At 72.2% G+C, this 12,430-nt stretch carries 9 protein-coding genes; all 9 read left to right on the plus strand.

The features are described 5' to 3' along the window. The first annotated feature begins 151 nt into the window (after window positions 1–151). On the plus strand, window positions 152–3,880 hold the full coding sequence (locus tag ABZ454_RS12495; RefSeq protein WP_359537602.1) for a ThuA domain-containing protein: 3,729 nt from the start codon (window positions 152–154) through the stop codon (window positions 3,878–3,880). A gap of 119 nt (window positions 3,881–3,999) precedes the next feature. Beyond that, window positions 4,000–5,118 carry an inositol-3-phosphate synthase gene (locus tag ABZ454_RS12500; RefSeq protein ID WP_356322252.1) on the plus strand — a complete coding sequence of 373 codons (1,119 nt, stop codon included), beginning with the start codon at window positions 4,000–4,002 and terminating at the stop codon, window positions 5,116–5,118. Beyond that, complete coding sequence (locus ABZ454_RS12505) at window positions 5,115–6,188, plus strand: SCO3242 family prenyltransferase (RefSeq protein WP_359537604.1); 1,074 nt, start codon at window positions 5,115–5,117, stop codon at window positions 6,186–6,188. Before ABZ454_RS12500 ends, ABZ454_RS12505 begins: the two co-directional genes overlap by 4 nt. Next, window positions 6,185–7,042 carry a sugar phosphate isomerase/epimerase family protein gene (locus ABZ454_RS12510; RefSeq protein ID WP_359537605.1) on the plus strand — a complete coding sequence of 286 codons (858 nt, stop codon included), beginning with the start codon at window positions 6,185–6,187 and terminating at the stop codon, window positions 7,040–7,042. Before ABZ454_RS12505 ends, ABZ454_RS12510 begins: the two co-directional genes overlap by 4 nt. 21 nt (window positions 7,043–7,063) lie before the next feature. After that, complete coding sequence (locus ABZ454_RS12515) at window positions 7,064–7,759, plus strand: EboA domain-containing protein (RefSeq protein WP_356322249.1); 696 nt, start codon at window positions 7,064–7,066, stop codon at window positions 7,757–7,759. Then, a complete protein-coding gene (locus ABZ454_RS12520; protein ID WP_356322248.1) occupies window positions 7,759–8,607 on the plus strand; it encodes a TatD family hydrolase in 849 nt (282 codons plus the stop codon). The genes ABZ454_RS12515 and ABZ454_RS12520 overlap by 1 nt, the downstream gene beginning before the upstream one ends. A 4-nt stretch (window positions 8,608–8,611) precedes the next feature. After that, window positions 8,612–9,787, plus strand: coding sequence for a metabolite traffic protein EboE (gene eboE / locus ABZ454_RS12525; protein ID WP_359537607.1), 1,176 nt, complete (start codon window positions 8,612–8,614; stop codon window positions 9,785–9,787). Next, window positions 9,784–11,181, plus strand: coding sequence for a nucleotide pyrophosphatase/phosphodiesterase family protein (locus ABZ454_RS12530; protein ID WP_359537608.1), 1,398 nt, complete (start codon window positions 9,784–9,786; stop codon window positions 11,179–11,181). Before eboE ends, ABZ454_RS12530 begins: the two co-directional genes overlap by 4 nt. Before the next feature lie 49 nt (window positions 11,182–11,230). Beyond that, complete coding sequence (locus ABZ454_RS12535; RefSeq protein WP_356322245.1) at window positions 11,231–12,382, plus strand: sugar phosphate isomerase/epimerase family protein; 1,152 nt, start codon at window positions 11,231–11,233, stop codon at window positions 12,380–12,382. Window positions 12,383–12,430: the final 48 nt, after the last annotated feature.

A 12,430-nucleotide genomic window follows, 5' to 3' on the forward strand; every position in this document is an offset into this window, starting at 1 on the left:
CCGGACGAACAGGTCTACCGTCCAAAGCGTGTACATGACATAACTCTCGTCACCGGCGCCGCACAGGCCCCGGTTGACCTGCGCGGCAGTCCCCGCGCGGAACGGCACGGCAGCACCCGCCCGTACCACCGGCACTCTCCGGAGGACACTCGTGCACAGAACCCGAAGCAGGACCGGAACCCGGACCCGAACAGGGCTCCGCGTCCGCAAATCCCTCGCCCTGTTCACCGGCGGCCTCCTCGCCGCCGCCACTCTCAGCCTGAGCGCCGCCTCGGGCACGGCCGCCGCCCACGAGGAACCCGCGCCGGCCCCGGTCGCCGAGGACTTCCAGCAGGTGACCCTCGCCAAGGGCGCCGCCGAGACCGGCGAGCCCATGTCGCTGGCCGTGCTCCCCGACCGCAGCGTGCTGCACACCTCCCGCAGCGGCGAGCTGCGCATCACCGACAGCGCCGGCAACACCCGGATCTCCGGAGTCCTCCCCGTCTACTCGCACGACGAGGAAGGCCTCCAGGGCATCGGGGTCGACCCGAAGTTCAGTGAGAACCGGGCGATCTACCTCTACTACGCACCCCCGCTGGACACGCCGGCGGGCGACGCCCCCGAGACCGGCACCGCCGCCGACTTCGCCCCGTTCGACGGGGTCAACCGGCTCTCCCGCTTCGTCCTCAACGAGGACGGCACGCTCGACCTCGGCAGCGAGAAGAAGGTCCTCGACGTCCAGACGTCCCGCGGCATGTGCTGCCACGTCGGCGGTGACATCGACTTCGACGCCGACGGCAACCTGTACCTCTCGACGGGCGACGACACCAACCCCTTCGCCTCCGACGGCTTCACCCCCATCGACGAGCGCCCCGACCGCAACCCGGCGTTCGACGCCCGCCGCTCCGCCGGCAACAGCAACGACCTGCGCGGCAAGATCCTCCGGATCAAGGTCGCCGACGACGGTTCGTACACCGTGCCGGACGGCAACCTCTTCGCGCCGGGGACGGACAAGACACGCCCCGAGATCTACGCGATGGGCTTCCGCAATCCCTTCCGCTTCTCCGTCGACAAGGCCACCGGCATCGTCTACGTGGGCGACTACGGGCCCGACGCCGGCGCGGCCGACCCCAAGCGCGGACCGGCCGGACAGGTCGAGTTCGCCCGGGTCACCAAGGCCGGCAACTTCGGCTGGCCGTACTGCACCGGCGCCAACGATCCTTACATCGACTACGACTTCGCCACCAAGACCTCCGGCGCCGCCTTCGACTGCGCGGCCCCGAAGAACACCTCGCCGCACAACACCGGCCTCGTCGACCTGCCCCCGGCCCAGGCCGCCTGGATCCCGTACGACGGCGCGTCCGTCCCGGAGTTCGGCACCGGCTCGGAGTCCCCGATGGGCGGACCGGTCTACCACTACGACGCGGCTCTCGACTCGCCCGTGAAGTTCCCCGAGGCCTACGACGGCGACTTCTTCGCCGGCGAGTTCGGCCGGCAGTGGATCAAGCGCATCGAGCAGGACGCCGACGGCGCCGTGCAGTCCATCAACGACATCCCGTGGTCCGGTACCCAGATCATGGACATGGCCTTCGGCCCCGACGGGGCGCTGTACGTCCTGGACTACGGCCTCTCCTGGTTCGGCGGCGACGAGAACTCCGCGCTCTACCGCATCGAGAACGCCACCGGCGGCCGCTCCCCGATCGCCGAGGCGTCGTCGAACAAGACCTCGGGCGTCGCGCCGCTGAGGGTGCAGTTCTCCTCCGCCGGCACCACCGACGGCGACGGCGACGCCCTCACGTACGCCTGGGACTTCGGTGACGGCGGAACCTCCACCGCCGCGAACCCCACGTACACGTACAAGAAGAACGGCACCTACACGGCCACCGTCACCGCGAAGGACCCCTCCGGGCGCACCGGATCGGCCAGCGTGCACGTCACGGTCGGCAACACGGCGCCCACGGTGAAGCTGGAACTCCCGGGCGACGGGCAGCTCTTCACCTTCGGTGACGACATCCCGTTCAAGGTGACCGTGACCGATCCCGAGGACGGCGCCATCGACTGCTCCAAGGTCGAAGTCCGCTTCGTCCTCGGCCACGACAGCCACGGCCACCCCATCACCTCGGCGCACGGCTGCACGGGCACCATCAAGACCGAGATGGACGGCGGGCACGACCCCAACGCCAACATCTTCGGGGTCATCGACGCCTCGTACACCGACGGCGGCGGTGGCGGCCAGGCCGCGCTCAGCGGTCACGACCAGTCGCAGCTCCAGCCGCGGCACCGCCAGGCCGAGCACTTCAACGCCTCGTCCGGCATCAAGACGTACGACAAGGCGAACGCCGAGGGCGGCAAGACCGTCGGCGACATCGACAACGACGACTGGATCTCCTTCAAGCCCTACATCCTCGGCGACTCCACCAAGCTCACCGCCCGGATCTCCTCCGGCGGCGCGGGCGGCTTCCTCGAGGTGCGGTCGGGCTCGGCGACCGGGAAGATCCTCGGCTCCGCACCGGTGCCGGTGACCGGCGGCTGGGAGACCTTCCAGGACATCGACGTCCCCCTGCGCGGTGTCCCGAAGAAGGCCACCGAACTCTTCCTGGTCTTCAAGGGCGGCGAAGGCGCGCTCTACGACATCGACGACTTCGAGCTCTCCAACACCCCGCCCGACAAGACGGCCAAGCGCGTCCTGGTCTTCTCCAAGACCGCCGGCTTCCGTCACGACGCGATCCCCGAGGGCATCGCCGCACTGAAGGAGCTCGGCAGGAGCAGCAACATCACGGTCGACGCCACCGAGGAGGCGCGCCAGTTCACCACGGCGAACCTGGCCCGCTACGACGCCGTCGTCTTCATGTCGACGACCGGTGACGTCCTGAACGCCGACCAGCAGAAGGCCTTCGAGAACTACATCGCCACCGGCGGCGGCTACATGGGCGTCCACGCCGCAGCCGACACCGAGTACGACTGGTCGTTCTACGGCGGACTCGTCGGCGCGTACTTCTCCGGCCACCCCGCCATCCAGCCCGTCACCGTCCGCGTCGAGGACCACAAGAACCCGGCCACCGCCCACCTGGGCGACGCATGGGAGCGCACCGACGAGCTGTACAACTACCGCACCAACCCCCGCGACAAGGTGAAGGTCCTCGCCACGCTCGACGAGACGACCTACACCGGCGGCACCATGAAGGGCGATCACCCGATCACCTGGTGCCAGGCCTACCAGGGCGGCCGCTCCTTCTACACCGGCCTCGGCCACACCAAGGAGTCGTACGCCGACGCGGACTTCCGCGAGCTGCTGCTCGGCGGGGTGCGGTACGCGGCCGGCCAGGTCAAGGCCGACTGCAAGCCCGCCACCGGCTACCGCTCGATCTTCAACGGCAAGACGCTCGAAGGCTGGAAGCAGGCCGGACCCGGGAAGTTCGACGTCGTGGACGGCGAACTGCGCTCCCAGGGCGGCATGGGCCTGCTGACCTACCAGGCCAAGGAGCTCACGTCGTACTCCCTGAAGCTCGACTGGAAGCTGGCGGGCGACGACAACTCCGGCGTCTTCGTCGGCTTCCCGGAGTCCGACGACCCCTGGTCCGCGGTGAACAACGGCTACGAGGTGCAGATCGACGCCTCCGACGCCGTCGACCGCACCACCGGCTCCGTCTACACCTTCAAGGCGGCCGACATCAAGGCGCGCGACCAGGTGCTGAGGCCGCCTGGCCAGTGGAACAGCTACGAGATCAAGGTCCAGGGTGAACGGCTCCAGATCTTCCTCAACGGAGTCAAGATCAACGACTTCACCAACACCGACCCGGTCCGCAGCCTCAAGGACGGCTACATCGGCCTCCAGAACCACGGGGCGGACGACCAGGTGTCCTTCCGCAACATCCAGCTGAAGGAACTTCCTTCGGCCTGACCCGCCGAGCGGGCGGCGGGCAGTGCCACCGTGCCTGCCCGCCGCCCCCTCCCGGTCCCTCTCCCCGTACAGCGCCACCAGCTCTGCCCAGCCAGGACCCCCAGCCAGGGAGGCAGCCCGTGTCAGCACACGCCGTTCGTACCGGAGTCTGGTTCATCGGAGCACGCGGCTCCGTCGCCACCACCGCCACCGCGGGGTGCGCCGCGGTCGCGGCAGGACTCCACCCGGCGGCCGGCATGGTCACCGAGACCGCTCCGTTCACCGACAGCGGCCTGCCCCCCTTGGCCTCCCTCGTCTTCGGCGGCCACGACACACTGGACTGCCCCCTGCCCAAACGGGCCGAGGCACTGGCCGCCGGGGGAGTGCTGCCGCACGGCCTCCCCTCGGCCGTACGCGCCGAACTCGCCACCGCCGACGCGGAGATCCGCATCGGCGGCCCCCTGCCCGGCGACACCCGCACGGACGAGGAACTCATCGCCGCGTTCACCGCCGATCTCACGGACTTCGGCCGCCGCAACGGCCTGGCCAGGACCGTCGTCGTCAACGTCGCCTCCACCGAACCGGCACCGGCCGACGACGCCGAGCGGCTGCCCGCCAGCTCGCTCTACGCCGCCGCCGCGCTCCGGGCCGGCTGCCCGTACGTGAACTTCACCCCCTCCACCGGGCTGCGCGCGCCCGCACTCCAGGACGCCGTCGCGGCCGCGGGGCTTCCCCACGCGGGCCGCGACGGCAAGACGGGGCAGACCCTGCTGCGCTCCGTGCTCGCCCCGATGTTCGTGCAGCGGGCCCTGCCCGTACGGGCCTGGTCCGGCACCAATCTGCTGGGCGGCGGGGACGGGGCCGCGCTCGCCGACCCGGCCGCCGCCGCGGCGAAGAACGCCGGCAAGGAGCGCGTCCTCGCCGACACCCTCGGCGCCGCCCCCGAGGGCGAGGTCCACATCGACGACGTCCCGGCTCTCGGCGACTGGAAGACCGCCTGGGACCACATCGCGTTCGACGGGTTCCTCGGGGCCCGCATGGTGCTCCAGACCACCTGGCAGGGCTGCGACTCCGCCCTGGCCGCGCCCCTGGTGCTCGACCTGGCCCGGCTGCTGGCCCGCGCCCACGAGGTGGGCCTGACCGGCCCGCGGCCCGAGCTCGGCTTCTACTTCAAGGACCCGGACGGCGGCCCCGCCGCCCTCTTTGAGCAGTACCTGGCGCTGCTCGCCTTCGCCGAGCGGCTGCGGGGCGACAAGTGACGGTACGCGCCTGGGCGGAACTGCTCAGGGTCTCGGCACTGTTCACGGTTCCGGGAGACGCCCTCGCGGGCGCGGCGGCCGTCGGCCGGCGCCCCGGCCGCACCACCGCGCTGGCCGTGGGCGCCTCGCTCTGCCTGTACGAGGCGGGCATGGCCCTCAACGACTGGGCCGACCGCGAAGAGGACGCCGTCGACCGCCCGCACCGGCCGATCCCCTCGGGCCGGATCACACCCCGTGCCGCGCTGACCGCGGCCGGCGCGCTGACCGGCGCGGGCCTGCTCCTCGCCGCCCGCGCGGGCCGTCCCGCCCTCACCGCGGCCACCGGGCTCGCGGCCACCGTCTGGGCGTACGACCTGCACCTGAAGCACACCCCGGCCGGCCCGGCCGCCATGGCGGCGGCCCGAGGCCTGGACCTGCTGCTGGGAGCCACGGCCACGGCCACGGGGGCGGGGCAGGCATCGACGTCCGCGGCGGCCCGTGAGGCCCTGCCCGCCGCCGCCCTGCTCAGCGCGCACACCTACGCGGTCACCGCCGTCTCACGCCACGAAACGCAGGGCGGGTCGACCGCCGCGCCCCTCGCCGCGCTCGCAGCCGTCGTCGCACTCGGCGGCGCCATGGTGCGCGCCCGCCACACACCGCCGCGCCCGGCCGGCCGAGACGGCCGACCCGCCCCCGCCCGGCACACTCCACCGCGCCTGACCGGCGGCGACGGCGGACCCGCCCCCGCCCGTCACACATCACCGCGCCCGGCCGGAGGAGACGGGGGGCCCGCCCCAGCCGGACACACACCGCCGCGCCCGGCGGGCGGCCGCAGTGGACCCGCCCCCGCCCGGTTCCTCCTCGCCGCGCTTACCGGCGCCTACCTGCACACCGCCGCCCGCTCCCTCGCGCACGCCGCGCTCAACCCCTCGCCTCCGCTCACCCAGCGTGCCGTCGGCAGCGGCATCCGGGCGATGATCCCGCTCCAGGCCGCCCTCGCCACACGCGCCGGAGCCGCCGGTTCCGGGCTCGCCGTCATGGGCCTCGTCCCGCTCGCCCGCGCCCTCTCCCGAAAGGTGAGCCCCACATGACACTCCGCCTCGGCTACGGGACCAACGGGCTCACCGACCTCCGCCTGGACGACGCACTCGGACTCCTCGCCGACCTCGGCTACGACGGCGTCGGCCTGACCCTCGACCACATGCACCTCGACCCCATGGCCCCGGACCTCGCCGCCCGTACCGGCCGGGTCGCGGCCCGCCTCCAGGAGCTGGGCCTCGGCGTCACCGTGGAGACCGGCGCCCGCTACGTCCTGGACCCGCGCCGCAAGCACGGCCCCTCGCTCCTCGACCCGGACCCCGAGGCCCGCGCCGCGAGGACCGCGCTGCTCGTCCGGGCCGTCGACGTCGCCGCCCAACTCGGCGCCCACGCCGTGCACTGCTTCAGCGGCATCACGCCCCCCGACACCGCCCCGGACACCGCCTGGGAGCGGCTCACCGGCGCCCTCGCCCCGGTCCTCGACGCCGCGGAACGAGCGGGCGTGCCCCTCGCGATCGAGCCGGAGCCCGGCCACCTCCTCGCCGACCTCGCCGGCTTCCACCACCTCCGGGCGCTGTGCGGCGACCCGGCCCCGCTCGGGCTCACGCTCGACATCGGCCACTGCCAGTGCCTGGAGCCCGCCCCACCCGTCGACTGCGTACGCGCCGCCGCACCCTGGCTGCGCCACGTACAGATCGAGGACATGCGCCGAGGCGTCCACGAACACCTCCCCTTCGGTGACGGCGAGATCGACTTCCCGCCCGTACTCGCCGCACTCGACGCCCTCGGCGACGACGGATACACCGGCCTGACCGTCGTCGAGCTGCCCCGCCACTCCCACGCCGGCCCCGAACTCGCCCGCAACTGCCTCGACTTCCTGAACAAGCACCGCCCGCCGAGCCACTGAGACCGCCGAAGGGAGCACGTCATGACGAAGACCCCGACGACCCCCCTCCTCACCCGCGAGGAACTCGACACCCTGCTCGGCGGAGCCGCCCGTGCCTGGCTCGACGAAGCCCTCGCCGAGGCCGCCCACGCCGCCACCCACCCGGACGCCGAGCCCCCGGGCACCACCTACGCCGTACCTCCGTGGGAGCTGCGCTACGCCGCCGCCGGCCGGCACTGCGGTCTGGAACACGCCGACTCCGTACGCGCCCTGCTGCTCGTCGAGGCCCGCGCCGGACTGCCCGCCCTGACGCGCCTGTACGAACAGGGGACGGCCGCCGAACGCCGCGCCGTCCTGCTCGCCCTTCCCGCCCTGGACCTCGGCGCCACCGCCGTGCCGCTCGTCGAGGACGCCCTGCGCACGAACGACACGACGCTGGTCGCCGCGGCCGTCGGCCCGTACGCCGGTGACCGACTCGACCCGCACAGCTGGCGCCACGCCGTCCTGAAGTGCCTGTTCACCGGCGTTCCCGTCGCGGCCGTCGACCAGCTCGCCCGCAGGTCGCGCGGCGACGCGGAACTCGCCCGGATGCTGGGCGACTACGCGGCCGAACGCATCGCGGCGAGCCGCCCCGTCCCCGCGGACCTGCACCGCGTACTCGCCCTCACGGCCCCCGGCCCGGGCACTCCCGAGCCCGCCGCCCCCACGGTCCACACGGCCTCGACGCAGGAGTCCTGATGCGCATCTTCGACCCCCACATCCACATGACCTCCCGCACCACGGACGACTACCAGGCGATGTACGACGCCGGGGTCCGCGCACTCGTCGAACCCTCCTTCTGGCTGGGCCAGCCCCGCACCTCGCCGGCCAGCTTCTTCGACTACTTCGACGCCCTGCTCGGCTGGGAACCCTTCCGCGCCGCCCAGTACGGCATCGCCCACCACTGCACGCTCGCCCTCAACCCCAAAGAGGCGAACGACCCCCGCTGCACCCCCGTCCTCGACGCGCTGCCCCGCTACCTCGTCAAGGACTCCGTCGTCGCCGTCGGCGAGATCGGCTACGACTCGATGACCCCGGCCGAGGACCACGCGCTGGCCGCCCAGCTCCAGCTCGCCGCAGACCACGGGCTGCCCGCACTCGTCCACACCCCGCACCGCGACAAGCTCGCCGGTCTGCGCCGCACCATCGACGTCGTCGGCGAGTCCCACCTCGCCCCCGAGGCGGTGCTGCTCGACCACCTCAACGAGACGACGGTGAAGGACGCCCTCGACAGCGGCTGCTGGGCCGGCTTCTCCATCTACCCCGACACCAAGATGGACGAGGACCGCATGGTCGCGATCCTCGGTCTGTACGGCACCGAGAGGATCCTCGTCAACTCCGCGGCGGACTGGGGCAGAAGCGATCCGCTGAAGACCCGACGGGTCGCGGACGCCATGCTCGCCGCCGGCTTCACCGAGGACGACGTCGACCAGGTCCTGTGGCGCAACCCCGTCGCCTTCTACGGCCGCAGCGGCCGGCTCCACCTCGACACCGCCGCCCCCGAACCGCTGCACGAGGGCAACTCCATCCTCCGGGGCGGGGAGTGAGGCCATGCGCTTCCGCCACCCCGACGGCACCGTCGTCCACCTCGCGTACTGCACCAACGTCCACCCCGCCGAAACCCTCGAGGGCGTCCGCGCCCAGCTGCGCGACCACTGCGAACCCGTACGCAGGAGGCTCGGGCGCGACCGCCTCGGCATCGGCCTCTGGCTCGCCAGGGACGCCGCCCGCACCCTGATCAACGACCCGTCCCAGCTGCGCTCCCTGCGCACCGAACTCGACCACCGCGGCCTCGAGGTCGTCACCCTCAACGGCTTCCCGTACGAGGGGTTCGGCGCCGAAGAGGTCAAGTACCGGGTCTACAAGCCCGACTGGACCGACCCCGAGCGGCTCGCCCACACCACCGACCTGGCCCGGCTGCTCGCCACACTGCTGCCCGACGACGTCACCGAGGGCACCGTCTCCACCCTCCCCCTCGCCTGGCGCACCCCGTACACGGGCGACCAGGAAGCGGCCCGCACCGCGTTCGCCGCGCTCACCACCCTCGGCGAACGCCTCGACGCACTCGCCGAGCTCACGGGGAAGTCCATCCGGATCGGTCTCGAACCCGAACCCGGATGCACCGTCGAGACCACCGCCGACGCGATCGCACCCCTCACCGCCGTCGGACACCCACGCATCGGCCTGTGCATCGACACCTGCCACCTCGCCACCTCCTTCGAGGACCCCCACACCGCCCTCGACGCGCTCACCGCGGCCGGCATCCCCGCCGTCAAAGCGCAGCTCTCCGCAGCCCTGCACGCCGAACACCCCCACCTCCCCGAGGTGCGCACCGCACTCGCCGCCTTCGCCGAACCCCGCTTCCTCCACCAGACCCGCGTCGCCACCGCCGCCGGCCTGCGCGGTACCGACGACCTCGACGAAGCCGTCACCCAGGACGCGCTGCCCGACAGCGCCCCCTGGCGCGCCCACTTCCACGTCCCCCTGCACGCACCCCCCGCGCCCCCGCTCAGCTCCACCCTTCCCGTACTCCGCGCCACGCTGACCCGCCTGGTCGGCGGGGCCCGGCCGCTCACCCGGCACCTGGAGGTCGAGACGTACACCTGGCAGGCGCTCCCGGCCGCACTGCGCCCCCGCACCCGCGCCCAGCTCGCCGACGGCATCGCCGCCGAACTCACCCTCGCCCGCGACCTCCTGGTCGACCTCGGCCTCAAGGAGCTGCCATGACCACCGACGGGACGGCCGCCGCACCCACGCCCCTCCTCGTCCTCGACGTCGTCGGGCTCACCCCCCGCCTCCTCGACCACATGCCCCACCTCAAGGCCCTGGGACAGTCCGGCACCCACGCCCCGCTCGGCACCGTGCTCCCCGCGGTCACCTGCGCCGCCCAGTCCACCTTTCTCACCGGAACCACCCCCGCCGAGCACGGCATCGTCGCCAACGGCTGGTACTTCCGCGAGCTGGGCGACGTCCTGCTGTGGCGCCAGCACAACGGACTCGTCGAGGGCGACCGGCTCTGGGACGCCGCCCGCAGGGCCCACCCCGGCTACACCGTCGCCAACATCTGCTGGTGGTACGCCATGGGGGCCGACACCGACTACACCGTCACCCCGCGCCCCGTCTACTACGCCGACGGCCGCAAGGAACCCGACTGCTACACCCGGCCCCCCGCCCTCCACGACGAGCTCACCGACAAACTCGGCACCTTCCCCCTCTTCCACTTCTGGGGGCCCGGCGCCGACCTCGTCTCCTCCCGGTGGATCATCGACGCGACCCGTCACATCCTCGACACCCGCCACCCCGACCTCGCCCTGTGCTACCTCCCGCACCTCGACTACGACCTCCAGCGCTACGGCCCCGACGACCCGCGCGCCTTCAAGGCCGCCGCCGACCTCGACCGGGCCATGGCCCCGCTCCTGGACGACGCGCGCCGCGAGGGACGCACCGTCGTCGCCCTGTCCGAGTACGGCATCACCCGGGTCGACCGGCCCGTCGACATCAACCGGGCGCTGCGCCGCGCCGGACTCCTGGAGGTCCACACCCAGGACGGCATGGAGTACCTGGACCCGATGGCCTCCCGGGCCTTCGCCGTCGCCGACCACCAGATCGCGCACGTCTACGTACGCCGCCCCGAAGACCTCGAAGCGGCCCGCGAGGCCCTCCGCGACCTGCCGGGCATCGAACAGCTCCTCGACGACGAGGGCAAGAAGGCGCACGGCCTGGACCACCCCCGCTCCGGTGAGCTGGTCGCCGTGGCGGACCCGGATGCCTGGTTCACGTACTACTACTGGCTCGACGACGCCCGCGCTCCCGACTTCGCGCAGCTCGTCGAGATCCACCGCAAACCCGGCTACGACCCCGTCGAGCTCTTCATGGACCCGCAGGACCCCTACGTACGGGTCAAGGCGGTCACGGCGGTCGCCCGCAAGAAGCTGGGCATGCGCTACCGCATGGCGGTCGTGCCACTGGACCCCTCACCCATCCGAGGCAGCCACGGCCGCCTCCCGCTGAGCGACGAAGAAGGTCCGCTCATCCTCTGCTCCACCCCCCACGCGTTCACCGGCCCGGTCCGGGCCACCGAAGTGAAGTCCTTGCTCCTCACGCTCGCCGGCCTCACATGAGGCCGGCTCCCGCACAGCGTGCCGAGCATCTTCGAGAAGGAGAGAGACCGTGACCGAGTACAACGACGCAGCCGGAACGGACGGCGACCTGCGCCGCAGCCTCGGCGTCAGCCGCCGCCGCTTCCTCAGCACCTGCACCGCCGCCGCGGCGACGGCGATCGCCGCGCCCGCCTTCGGCGCCTCGCCGGCCTTCGCCCAGCCCGCTCCCCACCAGGGGCACGGCCACGGCCAGGCTCTGGTCCCGGCAGACAAACGAGGCATCATCCTGTACACCGTGCGCGACGCCACGGGCCGGGACCCGCTGAGCACCAGCCTTCCCTCGGGCTTCCGCGAGGTCTTCAAGGAGCTGGCCCGCTACGGCTACAAGCAGGTCGAGTTCGCCGGGTACGGCCAGCACGCCAACGCCCCCGGCGGAAACAACCTCGAATCGGTGGAAGGCGCGAAGCTGCTGCGCTCATGGCTGGACGACTACGGCCTGCGGGCCCAGGGCAACCACGGCTTCATCCCGTCGTCCTGGCCGCTGAACCAGGGGGACCTGGACCAGTTCAAGCGACACCTGGAAATAGCGAACATCCTCGGCATGGAGCACATGGGCACCGGCGGCGACCCCACCGGCAGCGCCTACCGCGCCGACTGGGACGTGGCCGCCGACAAGTGGAACGCGCTGGGACAGATCGCCCACCGCGCGGGCATCAAGCTGTACACCCACAACCATGACGCGGCCTACGGCTTCCTGCTCGACGGCGGTCCGCTGGACGCCCAGGGCCGCCCCACCCGCAGCTCCGGCATCCGCAAGCTCGAGTACTTCCTCCAGGCCACCGACCCCAAGACCGTATGGCTGGAAATGGACATCTACTGGGCGCACGTCGCCCAGTACAAGTTCCACACCTACACCGCGCACGACGGGTCGACGCGCGAGAACGTCTTCGACCCGGCGGCCCTGGTCCGCCGCAACACCAAGCGCTACCCGCTGTTCCACGCGAAGGACGGGGTGGTCAACACCTCCAGCGGCGAGGGCTACGACATGGTCCCCTTCGGTACCGGCGTCATCGACTACCGGACCTTCTTCCGCCGCGTCGGCGCGAAGAACTACCACAACCCGATGGTCGAGCAGGACAACGCACCGAGCTCGTCCGTCCCCGAGCAGTCCCTGAACCACGCGCGGATCGGCTACGGCAACCTGGCGGCACTGCGCAAGTAGCGCCGGCGACGGCCTTCGAAGGGCCGCGCACGAAGGGCCTCCCGCACC

This window comes from Streptomyces sp. NPDC005803, assembly GCF_040630435.1.
Taxonomy (GTDB): Bacteria; Actinomycetota; Actinomycetes; order Streptomycetales; family Streptomycetaceae; genus Streptomyces.